This window comes from uncultured Shimia sp., from assembly GCF_947498095.1.
Classification (GTDB): domain Bacteria; phylum Pseudomonadota; class Alphaproteobacteria; order Rhodobacterales; family Rhodobacteraceae; genus Shimia.
On sequence record NZ_CANMJE010000003.1, the window covers coordinates 468,752 to 482,650 of the forward strand.

The 13,899-nt window shown below is 56.2% G+C and carries 17 protein-coding genes; 8 read left to right on the top strand and 9 right to left on the bottom strand.

Annotated elements, in window-relative coordinates; translation table 11 throughout:
- Window positions 1–66: 66 nt before the first annotated feature.
- Window positions 67–741 carry a DnaA/Hda family protein gene (locus tag Q0932_RS08450; RefSeq protein ID WP_299351333.1) on the bottom strand — a complete coding sequence of 225 codons (675 nt, stop codon included), beginning with the start codon at window positions 739–741 and terminating at the stop codon, window positions 67–69.
- 1 nt (window position 742) lies between these two features.
- Window positions 743–1,834 (bottom strand): AI-2E family transporter, encoded by a 1,092-nt coding sequence (locus tag Q0932_RS08455; RefSeq protein WP_299351335.1) that lies wholly within the window; start codon window positions 1,832–1,834, stop codon window positions 743–745.
- A 134-nt stretch (window positions 1,835–1,968) separates the two neighbouring features.
- Between Q0932_RS08455 and Q0932_RS08460 the strand changes: the two genes are divergently transcribed.
- On the top strand, window positions 1,969–2,499 hold the full coding sequence (locus Q0932_RS08460) for a hypothetical protein (RefSeq protein ID WP_299351337.1): 531 nt from the start codon (window positions 1,969–1,971) through the stop codon (window positions 2,497–2,499).
- Window positions 2,500–2,504: 5 nt separating this feature from the next.
- On the opposite strand, the gene Q0932_RS08465 is transcribed toward Q0932_RS08460, so the two are convergent.
- Window positions 2,505–4,388, bottom strand: a complete 1,884-nt coding sequence (locus tag Q0932_RS08465) for an SLC13 family permease (RefSeq protein WP_299351339.1) — start codon at window positions 4,386–4,388, stop codon at window positions 2,505–2,507.
- A 202-nt stretch (window positions 4,389–4,590) separates the two neighbouring features.
- Here Q0932_RS08465 and proS point away from each other — a divergent pair, with 202 nt between their 5' ends.
- The 3 genes from proS (at window position 4,591) to Q0932_RS08480 (ending at window position 8,145) form a co-directional block, all read left to right on the top strand.
- A complete protein-coding gene (gene proS, locus Q0932_RS08470) occupies window positions 4,591–5,943 on the top strand; it encodes a proline--tRNA ligase (protein WP_299351341.1) in 1,353 nt (450 codons plus the stop codon).
- 239 nt (window positions 5,944–6,182) lie between these two features.
- On the top strand, window positions 6,183–7,469 hold the full coding sequence (locus Q0932_RS08475; RefSeq protein ID WP_299351343.1) for a lipoprotein-releasing ABC transporter permease subunit: 1,287 nt from the start codon (window positions 6,183–6,185) through the stop codon (window positions 7,467–7,469).
- Entirely contained in the window at window positions 7,462–8,145 is a 684-nt protein-coding gene (locus tag Q0932_RS08480) for an ABC transporter ATP-binding protein (protein WP_299351345.1), read from the top strand. The genes Q0932_RS08475 and Q0932_RS08480 overlap by 8 nt, the downstream gene beginning before the upstream one ends.
- 3 nt (window positions 8,146–8,148) lie before the next feature.
- Here the strand turns inward: Q0932_RS08480 and Q0932_RS08485 are convergent, their stop codons facing one another.
- Together Q0932_RS08485 and Q0932_RS08490 are read right to left on the bottom strand one after the other, a co-directional pair.
- The gene (locus tag Q0932_RS08485) at window positions 8,149–8,595 is read right to left on the bottom strand and encodes a DMT family transporter (RefSeq protein WP_299351347.1); all 447 of its coding nucleotides are present in this window, start codon (window positions 8,593–8,595) and stop codon (window positions 8,149–8,151) included.
- Window positions 8,596–8,603: 8 nt separating this feature from the next.
- A complete protein-coding gene (locus Q0932_RS08490) occupies window positions 8,604–9,014 on the bottom strand; it encodes a PaaI family thioesterase (protein WP_299351349.1) in 411 nt (136 codons plus the stop codon).
- A 129-nt stretch (window positions 9,015–9,143) separates the two neighbouring features.
- On the opposite strand from Q0932_RS08490, the gene Q0932_RS08495 reads away from it, so the two are divergent.
- The 3 genes from Q0932_RS08495 to Q0932_RS08505 are packed head-to-tail and all read left to right on the top strand — an operon-like array spanning window position 9,144 to window position 10,340.
- Window positions 9,144–9,512, top strand: a complete 369-nt coding sequence (locus Q0932_RS08495; RefSeq protein ID WP_299351351.1) for a cytochrome c — start codon at window positions 9,144–9,146, stop codon at window positions 9,510–9,512.
- A gap of 28 nt (window positions 9,513–9,540) precedes the next feature.
- Window positions 9,541–9,939: a cytochrome c gene (locus Q0932_RS08500; RefSeq protein ID WP_299351353.1), complete on the top strand. Its 399-nt coding sequence runs from the start codon at window positions 9,541–9,543 to the stop codon at window positions 9,937–9,939.
- Window positions 9,936–10,340, top strand: coding sequence for a cytochrome c (locus Q0932_RS08505; RefSeq protein ID WP_299351355.1), 405 nt, complete (start codon window positions 9,936–9,938; stop codon window positions 10,338–10,340). Before Q0932_RS08500 ends, Q0932_RS08505 begins: the two co-directional genes overlap by 4 nt.
- A 12-nt stretch (window positions 10,341–10,352) precedes the next feature.
- On the opposite strand, the gene Q0932_RS08510 is transcribed toward Q0932_RS08505, so the two are convergent.
- The 4 genes from Q0932_RS08510 to Q0932_RS08525 form a co-directional block, all read right to left on the bottom strand.
- Window positions 10,353–11,009 (bottom strand): DNA-3-methyladenine glycosylase I, encoded by a 657-nt coding sequence (locus Q0932_RS08510; protein ID WP_299351357.1) that lies wholly within the window; start codon window positions 11,007–11,009, stop codon window positions 10,353–10,355.
- Between the two features lie 17 nt (window positions 11,010–11,026).
- Window positions 11,027–12,085 carry a YeeE/YedE family protein gene (locus Q0932_RS08515; RefSeq protein WP_299351461.1) on the bottom strand — a complete coding sequence of 353 codons (1,059 nt, stop codon included), beginning with the start codon at window positions 12,083–12,085 and terminating at the stop codon, window positions 11,027–11,029.
- Between the two features lie 61 nt (window positions 12,086–12,146).
- Window positions 12,147–12,485: a metalloregulator ArsR/SmtB family transcription factor gene (locus Q0932_RS08520; protein WP_299351359.1), complete on the bottom strand. Its 339-nt coding sequence runs from the start codon at window positions 12,483–12,485 to the stop codon at window positions 12,147–12,149.
- Window positions 12,486–12,702: 217 nt separating this feature from the next.
- Window positions 12,703–13,065 (bottom strand): hypothetical protein, encoded by a 363-nt coding sequence (locus tag Q0932_RS08525; protein ID WP_299351361.1) that lies wholly within the window; start codon window positions 13,063–13,065, stop codon window positions 12,703–12,705.
- Between the two features lie 76 nt (window positions 13,066–13,141).
- Here Q0932_RS08525 and Q0932_RS08530 point away from each other — a divergent pair, with 76 nt between their 5' ends.
- Complete coding sequence (locus tag Q0932_RS08530) at window positions 13,142–13,879, top strand: cytochrome c biogenesis protein CcdA (protein ID WP_299351363.1); 738 nt, start codon at window positions 13,142–13,144, stop codon at window positions 13,877–13,879.
- Window positions 13,880–13,899 lie beyond the last annotated feature (20 nt).

The following is a 13,899-nucleotide window of genomic DNA, read 5'->3' on the forward strand; positions in this document are numbered from 1 at the left end:
GGATCACAAAAACATGAAGGGACGGGCAGTATCTGCCTGTTTTTGCAGGAAGTCCAGTCCCAGACGCTAACCTGTTGACGCGTCCAGAACCCTTTTGGCCAATGCGCGGGTGACGGGGCGCTTTTCGCTCAGGGATAGGTGGTCTAGCGCTGACACCAGTGATTGTGCGGCCTCAAACGAACGATCCATCTGGCGCACCAAATAGGGGATCGTATCTGGGTGAGGTGTCAGCTGGCGGTCGTTGAACAGTTTAGCCAGCACTACGGTCAACAATGTGTCGTCGGGTTGATCCAGAGTTGCAACGGTGGTGCCCTGCATACGGCTGTTGAGGTCCGGCAAAGTCAGTCCCCAGTGTTTGGGGTCGCGGTCGCCGGTCAAAAGCAGGGTGTGCCCCTCGGCCAGGGTCAGATTGTGTAGATGAAACAATGCAGCCTCGACCTCAGCGTTACCGGCAATCTCCGGGACATCTTCAACCGCAACCGGGCTTTGGCTCAAGTCAGGGATCAGGTCTTGGGTCAGGTCACTTGCGGCAACAATCCTGGCATCACAGAGGGCGGCCCAGACATGCACAAGGTGCGTTTTGCCAGCGCCATGCGGCCCTGCGATCACCAGTTTGCCGCCTGGCCAATTGGGCCAGCTTTCAACAAGCCCCAATGCCATTGCATTGGCCGGGCTTACAAAAAAGTCATCCCGTCCCAGCGCGGTACGCACTGGTAAAGTCAAATTCAGTTGCTCGGCCATATTACTCGTCTTGTACGTCGTCTGTCTCGAGCGGTGCCATGCCGGCAAGACCCGTGTAGAGCTTTGAACCTTTGTACTGCGCGATAAAGAACCGCGCCAACACACCTATCGCAGCGGCCAACGGTACGGCGATCAACATCCCGACAAAACCGAATAGCGCTCCGAATACTGACAAAGCAAAGATCAGCCAAACCGGGTGCAAGCCTACGGACGAGCCGACCAACTTGGGGGTGAGGACATTGCCTTCGATCACCTGGCCAAAGACAAAAATCGCGCCGACCAGCCCCAGCGACACCCAGTCTCCCCAGAACTGGAACAAGCCCAGCCCTATGGCCAGCGCGCCGCCGATCAAGGCCCCGACGTAGGGGATGAACGTCAAAGCCCCTGCCACAAAGCCCACAACCAATCCAAATTGCAGCCCCACCAGCATCAGTGCGATGGCATAATAGGCGCCCAGCATCATGCAAACCGACCCCATGCCGCGAATGAACGCAGCCAAGGTGTGGTCGACTTGGCGCGCCAAAAGGCGGATCGTTGGCGCATAATCGCGGGGCAAGAGGCTGTCCACAACTTCCACCATGTTGTCCCAGTCCAGCAGCAAATAAAACGCCACAACCGGCACAATCACCATAAGGGCGACAATGTTGATCACGGAGACCGCCGACGTTAGCACACCCTGCAACAGGTCACCGCCGTGTTCCTGGATGGCGTCACCGAGAGAAATCAAAGACTGCTGTACAACAGATCCTTCTTTCAAAAGGTCCGGGAATCTCGTGTTGATGAAGGTCATGAAATCACGCGAAAATTGCGGCGCCAGCTCGACCAAGGCGATGGTTTGTTCGATCAGCATTGGCACAATCGCGACCAACACGATCGCCGCGATCATCAGCGACACCAGTGTGATAACAGCTGTTGCCATCACCCGGGAAAGGCCCATTTTCTCTAATCGATCAGCGACCGGATCCAGAAAATACGCAATCGCGCCTCCCATAACAAAGGGCAACATGATGTCCCCAAGGTACCAAAGCGCCATTGCGAACAATGCCATTGCAATGCCCCAATAGGTAACCTGTTGTCTGACTGGTAGTGCCATGATGCCCTCTCACACTCGCAATGGGTCAGTTTTTGCCCATGCAGCTGTTGGGGGCAAGGGTAAACGGCTGGACCAAGGTGCCATTGCCGTGCTTGAGTGGCCCTGACACCCGTCCAGCCGAAGAGGATCAGGCGATGAGCGTAGACACCATCGTGGCCCAATTGCGGGCTGCTGCCGCCGGAAAAACGCCGATCAAAGACGTTAGGACCATTGTTGAAACCTTGGTTGCAGACCCGGAAAGGGCCGCGAACACTTTTGGCGATCCGGGCGAAGACGTCATCCTGTTCGAGGATGAAACCGTGTCAATTTGGTACTGCCACTTTCACCCTGGCATGTCTGTGCCTGCGCATGATCACCAAGTCTCGGGCACAATCGGCGTTTTTCGTGGCCGTGAACGCAATGATTTCTTTGAAGCTGATCCGTCTGGCGGCTTGCGCAAAAGTTCGGATGTTTTTCTGGGCCCCGGGGACACGCTGTCGTTTGGCCCCAGTGCCATTCATTCGGTGTCTTGCGTGTCTGAGACTCCCTGCAATGGGTTACATGTCTATCTTGGCCCGCTGACTACAGTTGAGCGCACCCTATTTGATATCGACAAGGGTGCAGAGATGCCGTTTGACGACGAAAACTATGATCGGTTGATGGCGTCGGATCGGTTTACGGCCTGAATGGCCTAGAACACGACGTTTAGCATCACCAGCGACACCACAAGAAAGATCACGGTCATGATCGTGCCGGATCGGATGAAGTCTTTGACCTTATAGCCCGCAGGACCCATGACCAGCGCGTTCACCTGATGGGTCGGAATGATGAAACTGTTTGACGTCGAGATAGCGACCGTCAGGGCAAAAATTGCCGGGTTTCCACCCGCCGCCACAGCAATCGATATTGCCAATGGGACTAGTAGAACGGTCGCGCCTACGTTCGACATTACCAGCGAGAACCCGGTGGCCAGAATAGCGACGCCAGTCTGAAGCGCCCAGATCGGCCACCCATCGAGTACGCTCAAAACGCTCTGAGCGATCCAGGCCGCCGTGCCTGTATTCTGTACAGCCTGCCCCAAGGGGATCAGACAGGCCAAAAGAAAGACCGTGTTCCACCCCACTGCGCGGTACGCTTCGTCAATCGACAAAACGCGGGTCAGCAACATGCCCACAGCTCCTGTGAGTAGGCACAAGGACAAACGTACATCCGAGAACAGGATCAGCGACAAAGAGATCAGGAAAAACGTCACCGCCCATCCCACCTTTTGCGGGCGCAGTTCTTCCTGAGGGAAGTCTGACGTCACAACGATAAGATCGGAATTTTGCTTAAGCTTGGTCAGGGCTTCCCATCTGGAATGCACCACCAGCATGTCGCCGGCCTGAAACTTGACCAGACCAATTTGGGTTGGCTCATGTTCGGGCGTCTGCACATGGCTGAGCGTGTCCTCCCCCCGGTGAATGGCCAAGAGGGAAACGCCTGTCGCTTTGCGCAACTGCAATTCACGTGGGCATTTGCCGATCATGTCGCTGTCGGGCGGGATCACCAACTCGGCAATCCCGGCATTTGTCAGGGCAAATTCTTCGGAAAATACCTCAAGCTGAGGCAGGATTTTGAGCCCGTAAGACTCAGCAAACTCCTCGACAACGCGGCCCTTGCCGATGATGGCCAATCGGCAGGGAGCGGCGATTTCTGCGGTCAGGATTTGCAGCATAGAAACCTTGCCGCGATAGCTGGTCGAGATGATGTAAAGGTGATGTTCGTGGTTGATATCCGCAATGATTTGCCCAACCAGGTCACTGTCCTCTGGCACTTCAACCTCAAAAACATCTGCACGGATCCCATAGACGCGTTTCAGGTAGTCTTTGGTGTCCTTGCCCGAAGTTGCGTCCGACAGGGATTCTGTGTTGGGCAGCACCCAGCGTCCCAGCAAGAGGAAGTAGAGGATGCCAGAGATGATTAGGACAAAACCGATTGGCGTCACCGAGAACAGTCCGAATTCTTCCATCTGCATGTCTGCGGGCAGGTTGTCATTCGCCGAACGCACTAGGTCGTTCAAAAGGATCAACGGCGAAGACCCCACCATCGTCATGGTGCCGCCCAGAATGGCGCAGAAACCCATCGGCATCAAAAGGCGCGACAGGGGAATGCCGGACCGGGCCGAAATCCGGCTGACCACAGGCATGAAAAGTGCGGCGGCACCAACGTTTTGCATGAAAGACGAAATCACCCCGACTGTGCCTGAGACAATCGGCAGGATGCGGGCTTCGGTGCCGCCGCCAACCTTCAGGATTTTGGCGGCAACTTTGTTCATGATCCCGGTCTTGTCCAAGCCTGATCCGAGGATCATGACTGCAATAATGGAAATCACGGCGTTTGAGGCGAACCCGTCGAACAAGAGATTTACATCGGCAAGATTTTCAAGACCGGGCGCGTAGGATAACAAGCCGACAATCACGAGGATCAGGATCGCTGTCAGATCGATACGGATCCACTCTGACACAAACAGAAATACGGTTAATCCCAATACGGCCAACACGACGGCCATCTCATACGTGAAAATCACGGGTTCCAAATCTATACCTCGTCTGGTTCAAAATACCCTTTGCACCCAAGCAATACGGTCGATCTGACACTATTGAGGGCGTTCTGTCACTTGTTTTGCGAAAATCCAGACCTCTCGCGCTTGTCAGGGCGGGCAGGCTGGCCTAAACCGCTGAGCGACAAATACGCGAGCCCAACAAGGGCCCGATCGGATGCAATGAGAAAGTGAACACATGCGCCTCTCCCGCTATTTTCTGCCCGTTCTGAAAGAAACGCCCTCCGAGGCTCAGATCGTGAGCCACCGCTACATGCTGCGCGCCGGTATGATCAAACAGCAATCGGCTGGTATTTATTCGTGGCTGCCGATGGGCTTCAAAGTGCTACGCAAAATTGAAAACATCGTGCACGAAGAGCAGATGCGCGCGGGCCATATTCCGATCCAGATGCCGATCCTGCAGGGCGCCGACCTCTGGCGGGAGTCTGGGCGCTACGATGACTACGGACAAGAGATGTTGCGGATGCAGGATCGTCACGGACGCGATCTTTTGTATACGCCCACCGCAGAAGAAATGGTCACGGACATCTTCCGCAGCCATGTGTCATCCTACAAGGATCTGCCGCTGACCCTCTATCAGATCCAGTGGAAGTTCCGCGATGAAATCCGCCCGCGCTTTGGCGTGATGCGGGGGCGCGAGTTCTACATGAAAGACGGCTACAACTTTGATCTGACCAAAGAAGACGCGCTGCACGCCTATAACCGCCACTTGGTAAGCTATTTGCGGACCTACGAGCGTATGGGGCTTCAGGCGATCCCGATGCGCGCCGATTCCGGCCCCATCGGCGGCGATGACACGCATGAATTCCTGGTGTTGGCCGATACAGGCGAGTCAGAAGTCTTTTATGACAGCGCCGTCACCGATCTGTCGTTTGGTGACCGTGAGATCGACTATGACGATCACGCGCAATGCGCCGGTGTGTTGGAAGAGTTTACCTCGAAATATGCTCGGACCGATGAAACCCATGACGAGGCTCTGTTCAGTCAGGTGCCTGAAGACCGTCGCCGCACTGCACGCGGTATCGAAGTTGGGCAAATCTTCTATTTCGGCACCAAGTATTCCGAAGCTATGGGCGCCACAGTTCAGGGGCCGGATGGCAAGCCTACGCCCGTGCACATGGGCTCGCACGGGATTGGCGTCTCGCGCCTGTTGGGTGCAATTATTGAAGCCAGCCACGACGACAAGGGCATCATCTGGCCCGAAGGCGTGACCCCGTTCCATTGCGGTATCGTGAACTTGAAGCAGGGTGATGACGAGGCGGATGCCGCCTGCAACGCACTCTACAAATCCTTGACTGCGCTGGGCCTTGAGCCTCTTTACGATGACCGCAAAGAGCGGGCAGGCGGCAAATTCGCCACGATGGACCTGATTGGTCTGCCATGGCGCATCACCGTGGGGCCGCGTGGTTTGAAGAACGGTGTGGTTGAACTGACCTGTCGCCGCACGGGTGAAAGCGAAGAGATGCCGCCGGAACAGGCCGTGGCCAAAGTGGCCGAAATCTACCAGGGCCACATGGTGCGCGGACTGTAAGCCAAATGTGCGCCCCAAGGGGCGCGCAGGTTTGTCTCGGCCCCTGTTGGGGCCTCGGGATACGCCTCTCGCAGGAAGCATTTTCACAAGATGAAGAAGGGGCGCTTGGTGCGCCCCTTCTTGTTTTGGGCAAAAGCTGATGTATCGGCAGCTGTTTCTTGTGGTCATGCGGGCTGACGTTGGCTTGACCCGGCAACGGCCTCTCACTAGGTTGCGCGCAATCACAAGCCGGAGCAGTCATGGCAGGCACCCCCCCTCCTTTCGCGCCATTTGAATGGATGATCGCGTGGCGCTACTTGCGCGCGCGGCGCACCGAAGGCGGTGTCAGTGTCATGACGTGGATCAGCCTGATTGGCATCACGCTGGCGGTGTTTGCGTTGATTGCTACGCTGGCCGTGCGGTCCGGGTTCCGGGCCGAGTTTGTCGACACGATCCTAGGTGCCAACGCCCATGTCACTGTGTACCAGTCCGGTATTGTAGATTCCGCTGGCCGTATCGACAGGACCATCGCCGACTATCAAGAGATGGCGGAACGACTGCGTCAGGTCGACGGTGTGGTCCGTACAGCTCCTTTGGTCAAAGGTCAGGTCATGGCCAATCTGCGTAGCCGCAACTCTGGCGTGGAAGTCTATGGGATCGCACTGGAAAACCTAAAGGAGCTTCCACGCATAGCCGATCCCGAAACAGGTCGAGGGGACATCGAACGGTTCGATCAGGGCATTGCGATTGGGTCCGGCGTCGCGCGGGAATTGGGGGCCATCGTTGGTGACAAGATCAAACTGATCTCGCCCAATGGGGTTAAAACAGCATTCGGAACCTCGCCGCGCATCAACGCTTATGAGGTCGTCTATATCTTCTCTGCTGGGCGTTATGACATCGACCGAACACGGGCATATTTGCCTTTTGCAGAGGCGCAGAACTATTTCAATCGCGACGGTGTAGCCGACGAAATTGAAGTGATGGTTGAAGAGCCGGAAGCGGTTGACACGCTGATGTTGGATCTGATCCGTGTTGGAGGTGATAGAACGCTTTTGTGGACGTGGCGAGATGCGTCAGGCGGCTTTCTTCGGGCACTGGAGGTGGAAGACAACGTGATGTTCATCATCTTGTCGATCCTTGTGCTGATTGCGGCGATGAATATCGTGTCTGGCCTGATAATGTTGGTAAAGAACAAGGGCCGTGACATCGGAATATTGCGCACTGTCGGACTGACTGAAGGGTCGGTGCTCAGAGTCTTTTTTATCTGTGGGGCCTTTACGGGTTGTCTTGGTACTCTTTTCGGCGTCGCGCTGGGATGTCTCTTTGCAATCTATATCGATCCCGTGTTCGGATTCGTAAACTTCATTATGGGTGGCGGAACCTGGGATCCGGCTATTCGCGGGATTTATCACCTCCCGGCCAAGCTGGAACTGTTTGACGTCTTGAGTGCCGTCGGCCTGTCCCTGGGTTTGTCATTTATCGTGACAATCTTCCCAGCACGCCGTGCAGCGCGTCTGAATCCGGTGGAGGCCCTGCGCTATGAGTGACTTGGTGTTGCGCCTAGAAGGGTTGGAAAAAAGCTATAACAAGGGCTTGCCGGGCGAAGTCAATGTACTTCGGGGTGTTGATTTAAGCCTTGAGGCTGGGGAAGTTGTGGCGCTGGTTGCGCCTTCGGGTGCAGGGAAATCAACGCTCTTGCATATCGCCGGTTTGCTGGACCAACCCGATAGTGGTGTGGTGGAAATCGCCGGGCAGCCCTTCAGCGAGAAATCCGACCGGCGGCGCACAATCGCGCGCAGACAGGATGTAGGTTTTGTCTATCAATTCCATCACTTGCTGCCAGAGTTTAATGCACTTGAAAACATCGTTCTTCCGCAACTCGCCGCTGGAGTACCGCGTGCCGCCGCCGAGGCGCGGGCGCATGATCTGCTGACGCGTGTTGGCGTGGAAAAACGTGCCGATCACCGGCCTGCGGCCTTGTCAGGAGGCGAACAGCAGCGTGTTGCCTTTTGCCGTGCTCTGGCCAATGCGCCGCGAGTTTTGCTGGCGGATGAACCAACGGGTAACCTGGATCCCGGAACATCGGATCAGGTGTTCAAAGCCTTGATGCAATTGGTCCGTGAAACGGGCTTATCCGCCTTGATTGCGACCCACAATCTTGAGCTTGCCGCCCGTATGGATCGCGTTCTGAGGCTTGAGAATGGTCGGGTTGCGGCCGACTAACGTTCAGGCCGCTTGTGTCATCCAAACTCCTGCGGCCATCAGCGCGATGCCACCGGCCCGCGCAAGTGACGAGGGACTGATCTGAGCGCCGAACAATCCGAAATGGTCGATCGCGGCGGCTGAGATCAATTGTCCAAGCAACACGAAGAAAACCGCATTGCCGATGCCAAACTTTGGTGCGACCCAGGTGATCGACAGAACGTAGAACGCGACCAGAAAACCCCCCAGAAACAGATGCTTTGGGGCGGCGCTTAACCCCGCCAAATGGCTGGCACTTCCGCTTAAGAACAGCACCAGAACCGCCGCTAAAAGTGCGACACAGAACAACACGACGCCAGCGGCAAAGGGATGGCCCAACCGTTGACCAAGGGCTGCGTTGAGTGCTGCGAGAACCGGGATACCGATCCCGGCAAGCAACATGATCAGGGCATATTGGAACGTCTGGGACATGATGAACCTCAGGGTACAAAGAATGTGGCGGTGGCTGTGGCGACGTCCTTGCCAGAGGGCAAGGATGTCATTGTGGCACGGGCGAAGATCAATGCTTTCCCGGCGCGGACAATTTCTGCGCGACATTGAATGGTATCGCCAGTGCCGGGGCGCAGAAATTGCGTGTCGAGATTGGTGGTGGCAACCGGACGTGGCTCTTGCAGGTGGCCGAATGCCGCAAACACCATGGCCGTGTCCGCCATGGCCGCCAGCGCTTGACCCGAAATAATACCCCCTACTCGGGCCAGATCGGGTGTGATCGGCATGGTCAGCGTCGCGCCAGATGGATCAATCTCTGTGATTGTCAGATTCAGGGCTTGGACCCACGGAGCAAAATTGTCCTCAAAGATCTTTTGTGCATCGGTTGGGGTTAGGGCCATGTCATCCTCATTCGGGTCATTGAGCCGAGAATGGCGGTTGTTCGCCTGCTTGTCACCTGCCTATGATCGGAATCAAAGTGAGTTGTTATGGTTCGTTTAGGATCGAGGTGTAGCAGGTAGGAGAAGGCCATGAGGATCGCATTCGGCGTGTTGGGGATCTTAGTGATGACAGGAGCGCTTGTGGCCTGCGCGCAAAACGCTGCGATGGGTCAATCGGTCTATGACAAGCATTGCAGCATGTGCCACGGGCCAACTGGGCAGGGCGACGGCGATTTTGTCGATAAGCTTTTGATTTTGCCACCTGATCTGACCACACTGAGCCGTGTGAACGGCGGTGACTTTCCTCGCCTCAGGGTGAGTGAGGCCATTATTGGCAGTGGTCGAGGTGAACATTTCAGTGGCGCGATGCCAGAGTTTTCCGAGGTTGCAGGAACTGGCACATTGGCCGACTATCGGCTTGAAGCGCTGTTAACCTATCTGGAGTCTATCCAGATCTAGGATGACGTGCAGATTTAGGAGGAGAAAGATGCGAGTTTCGTTAAGCGCTACAGTGGTATTGGTGATGATGGCTCAACCACTTTGGGCTATGGATGCCGAAGAGGGGGCCGCACTTTTTCTCGAGCATTGTGCTGCGTGTCACGGCGTTGATGCAGATGGACAGGGGCCAATGGCTGGGGTCATGACCATCAAGCCATCAGATCTCACGTCGCTGGTGTCACGTTATGAGGGCGCATTCCCCTACGAGCGGGTGATAAAGCGTATTGATGGCCGTGACCCGTTGGTGGCGCATGGCAGCCCAATGCCGGTGTATGGGCATTTCTTTGAGGGGGGCGCTGCAGCGTTGAAAACGAAATCAGGCCAGCCGATTATGACAAGTCGGCCAATTGCCGACCTCGTGGCCTATTTGGAAGGCATCCAGCAATGAAGTGGCGTGTAATCCTGTTTCTCGCGGCGGGCGTCCTTTGGGCCTGTACGTCTACAGACATGCCCGATCAGATCGAAGGCGAACGCGTCTATGAGGCCAATTGCGAGGCTTGCCACGGAAGTTCGGGGCAAGGTGACGGAAGATTGGCGGCAACAATGAACCCTGCGCCTGCCGACCTGTCAACGTTATCTGCCGACAATGGCGGCGCGTTTCCGGTGTCTGCGGTGTTGAGCAAAATCGATGGCTATGCCTCTGACGAAACCGCTCAGGCGGCAATGCCGACCTTTGGGGATTTGCTGTCAGGAGATACAGTTCCGGTCGAAACCGACGATGGCGTTCTAACGCCCACGCCTCGGCAATTGGCTGCTTTGCTCTCCTATCTGGAGACGCTTCAACAATAAAGCGCGCCGAGTTTAGAGGGTAAAGGCCAGGACACGGCTGATCTCGGTCAGGCCACGGCCCGATTGATCCATCCAAGTGTTGAACGCCGCCTGGACGGCCTTCATCGCGGTTTTGGATGAGGCCGGTTTGTCGATCACCCCTTCGGCGATCAACCGACCGGTGACGTCGCGGCTGAGAATGAAGGCATCGCGACCGGCAAAGCGCATGGCGTATTGTCCGGTCATCCCCCCAAGTCGGGCACCGTCTTTTTTCATGTAATCCAACAGGCCGATGAAATCGGTCGAAGGCCATCCCCCCAAGACTTTGCCGGCACCACCCTGATCGCGCATGGATTGTAGGAAATGGGCGTTGTCGATGATGGTGCGGATTTTGGGGCCGTTTCGCACAATGCCCTTGTCGGACATCAGGCGATCCATGTCTTCGTCATGCAAAAACGCGCATCGATCGACGTCAAAGCCGTGAAACGCGGCTTCAAATCCATCCCATTTATTCTCGATCACCTTCCAGTTAAATCCAGCTTGAAAGATGCATTTGGTCATGGTGGCCAGCCAACGATCTTCTGGCATTTCCGTGACATTGGGATCGGGCAAGGAGATCATTGTTTCCAGAGCGTCTTTGCCACCCTTACGCTCGCTGGCAATGGCGTAAAGCTCGTCATAGCTGCGCATCAGACATCCCCAAATGGTTACTCAGCAGGCTGAAAGCCTTCGATCAGCTGGCGCAACCCGACTGCGGCTCCGGCAAAGATTGCCAAGAACGTCACAGGTGCAGAGAACGCCAGAAGCGAGAAGGCCGTCAGGCCCTGTCCCACGGTGCAGCCAATGGCGAGGATGGCGCCGATGCCCATAACGATGGCCCCAAAAATCTGGCGGCGCAGTTCGCGCGGGTCTTCACAGGCTTCCCACCGGAAGTGGCCTTTGACCGTCGAGCCGATAAAGGCCCCTAACCAGACGCCACCCACCGAGCCCACGGCAAAGGACAGGGGGCGTACCGATCCGTTCATCGCAAACAATATGGTCTCTCCGACGGGGGCTGAGAAACTGTGCGAAACAACAGGTAGAGCGTCAAATCCATTGGTCGTTACCCATTGGCTGCCTGCCCAACCGGACACCACGGCGACCGCAACCACAAGCGACCAGAAAATCGCGCCTGCGTCTTTCAGGAATTCGCGGGATGCCAGCGCGCCGATCATGATGGCCAAGCCGATAGCAATTCCAATGGGGACAGGAGACATTCCGGTAAATGCGCCGATCTGATGGGCAATGCCGGGCGGTACCGGGGCCGTGACATCGATCTGAGGAAAGGCCCAGTTGCGCAATGGAGCGAGCGGACCTGCCAAAACGAAATAGGCTGACACGCCCATGACCAGAACGATAACAAATGACCGCAGATCACCGCCGCCAAGCCGGGCAATCGCGCCGTATCCGCAATTGCCGGCAAGCGCCATGCCATAGCCGAACATCAACCCGCCCAGTACACCGGCCAGCGGCATCCAGCGAATGGAATAGTAAAAGGACAACTCTGCCTCTAACAGTTCCGCGCCAATCAGGGAAAATGCGCCTACGATCGAGGCACCGATTGCCAGCACATACATGCGCATGCGTTGAGAAGACCCACCATAAAGCAGGTCTTCGATGGCGCCGAGCGTGCAAAACCGGCCTATCCGGGCCGCCAGCCCCAATAGTATGCCACCCAGCGCGCCCATCAGCGCGACGGTGTTGCTGTCTCCGATAGTATCGAGCAAAGCCTGCATGATCAGGACCTCTCTTCGCGAAACGGTGCGACGGTCCAGATCGGGGGTGAGTTCAACTGTCGTCGTTGCAGAACAGATCGTAGACCAGTTCCAGCATACGCCGTGGACGGTGATCTGCCAAACGGTAATAGATGGTTTTGCCATCCCGACGCGGGATCACCAGCCCTTCAAGACGAAGGCGCGAGAGCTGTTGCGAGACCGCGGCCTGGCGCGCCGAGATCAACTCTTCCAGTTCGGTGACAGATTTTTCACCGCTGACAAGATGACAAAGGATCATCAGTCGACCCTCGTGGCTGATGGCTTTGAGGAAGTTCGACGCCGTGGTGGCATTATCCACCATGCGGTCCATCTCTTCATCGCTGATATCGTCCTTGAACACCGGAAGTGCCATGGTACATCCTTTTCTCGTCGCCCGCGGTCGTGGGCGTCTCTTTCGCGGCCCCGGTTCTAATGCCAGATCGCCGCGTTTCCCGTTGTTTGGCGCTTATTCATGCCGCCCGGTTTAACTGCGCCATAAATCAAACCGGTATCAAATGAAACCTTCGCTGGCTTCTGGTGCGTTTTCACCTAGACCGAGTGTCGCGCCTTGGCCACGGTATTTCGCGTTTTTACTTGGTTGCGCCCTTAAATCCAGCATGCTCAGTCAGCAGGTTTTCAATGTGCCACCAAAAGAAATCCTCACCCGGATACCCCTCTAGACGTGCAATTTCCTGCCCGTCCTCGATCAGGATAAAGGTCGGTGTATAGTTCACCGCGCGGTCATAGGTCAGGTCATCCGGGCGGTGATTGAGTTGTTCGCGGCGCAAAGGCGCCATGGCTCCGGCTTCGGTATTGGGATAGATCGGGGCGATCTCAGCGTTCCATTGCTTGCAAGTATAACACCCCGGTTGTTCGACCATGACCAATTCCACCGCCCATCCGGGCATGGCGGTCGCCAGAAAAACTGACGTAGCGGAAAGAAAACGACGCATGCAACGAAACCCATTGATTGACGAACGCATAACGCACAACATAATATGAATATGTGCATAAATCAAGGAGAGTGACATGCTCGAGATATCCTTTGCGGGTGCTGCGCTGGCTGGTCTGCTCTCATTCTTTACACCATGCATTCTGCCGATGGTGCCGTTTTATCTGTGCTATATGGCCGGGATTTCCATGTCCGAATTGCAGGGTGATGGCGCCATTGCTCCGGGTGCGCAGAGACGCCTTGTAATTTCGGCGATATTCTTTGCGCTGGGTGTAACCACAATCTTTGTGTTGCTGGGCATGGGGGCGACCGCACTAGGGCAGGCCTTTGCCCAGTGGAAGCAGCCGCTTTCTTATGTAGCGGCCGGTATCCTCGCGATATTTGGTCTTCACTTTCTTGGGGTGATCCGCATCGGTCTCTTGTATCGCGAGGCCCGCATTGAAACCCAGACGGAACCCACCACCGTTCTTGGTGCCTATGTCATGGGACTGGCCTTTGGCTTTGGCTGGACGCCCTGCGTCGGCCCGGCACTGGCCTCGATCCTGATGGTGGCCTCGGGCATGGGTGATCTGTGGCGCGGCGCACTCTTGCTGATGGTCTATGGCCTTGCCATGACCGCGCCCTTTATCATCGCTGCGCTCTTTGCCCGGCCATTCCTGCGCTGGATGCACCGCAACCGCAAATACTTGCCTTATGTGGAAAAGGTGATGGGAGGCATGCTGTTGCTCTTTGCGCTCTTGATCGCCACCAACACCGTGAATCGCATCGCTGACCTAATGATCCGGTATTTTCCGGGCATGACGGGACTTGGCTGACCTGAACTCAACGGGAGGAA

Excerpts from the sequence above, each read along its gene's own strand:
- Q0932_RS08520 (WP_299351359.1), bottom strand. The coding sequence starts at position 12,485 with ATGGCACTTCCGGTGTTCAAGGACGATATCAGCGATGAAGAGATGGAC.
- Q0932_RS08485 (WP_299351347.1), bottom strand. The coding sequence starts at position 8,595 with ATGTCCCAGACGTTCCAATATGCCCTGATCATGTTGCTTGCCGGGATC.
- Q0932_RS08525 (WP_299351361.1), bottom strand. The coding sequence starts at position 13,065 with ATGCGTCGTTTTCTTTCCGCTACGTCAGTTTTTCTGGCGACCGCCATG.
- Q0932_RS08490 (WP_299351349.1), bottom strand. The coding sequence starts at position 9,014 with ATGGCCCTAACCCCAACCGATGCACAAAAGATCTTTGAGGACAATTTT.
- proS (WP_299351341.1), top strand. The coding sequence starts at position 4,591 with ATGCGCCTCTCCCGCTATTTTCTGCCCGTTCTGAAAGAAACGCCCTCC.
- Q0932_RS08495 (WP_299351351.1), top strand. The coding sequence starts at position 9,144 with ATGAGGATCGCATTCGGCGTGTTGGGGATCTTAGTGATGACAGGAGCG.
- Q0932_RS08510 (WP_299351357.1), bottom strand. The coding sequence starts at position 11,009 with ATGCGCAGCTATGACGAGCTTTACGCCATTGCCAGCGAGCGTAAGGGT.
- Q0932_RS08460 (WP_299351337.1), top strand. The coding sequence starts at position 1,969 with ATGAGCGTAGACACCATCGTGGCCCAATTGCGGGCTGCTGCCGCCGGA.
- Q0932_RS08455 (WP_299351335.1), bottom strand. The coding sequence starts at position 1,834 with ATGGCACTACCAGTCAGACAACAGGTTACCTATTGGGGCATTGCAATG.
- Q0932_RS08480 (WP_299351345.1), top strand. The coding sequence starts at position 7,462 with ATGAGTGACTTGGTGTTGCGCCTAGAAGGGTTGGAAAAAAGCTATAAC.
- Q0932_RS08475 (WP_299351343.1), top strand. The coding sequence starts at position 6,183 with ATGGCAGGCACCCCCCCTCCTTTCGCGCCATTTGAATGGATGATCGCG.
- Q0932_RS08530 (WP_299351363.1), top strand. The coding sequence starts at position 13,142 with ATGCTCGAGATATCCTTTGCGGGTGCTGCGCTGGCTGGTCTGCTCTCA.
- Q0932_RS08505 (WP_299351355.1), top strand. The coding sequence starts at position 9,936 with ATGAAGTGGCGTGTAATCCTGTTTCTCGCGGCGGGCGTCCTTTGGGCC.
- Q0932_RS08500 (WP_299351353.1), top strand. The coding sequence starts at position 9,541 with ATGCGAGTTTCGTTAAGCGCTACAGTGGTATTGGTGATGATGGCTCAA.
- Q0932_RS08450 (WP_299351333.1), bottom strand. The coding sequence starts at position 741 with ATGGCCGAGCAACTGAATTTGACTTTACCAGTGCGTACCGCGCTGGGA.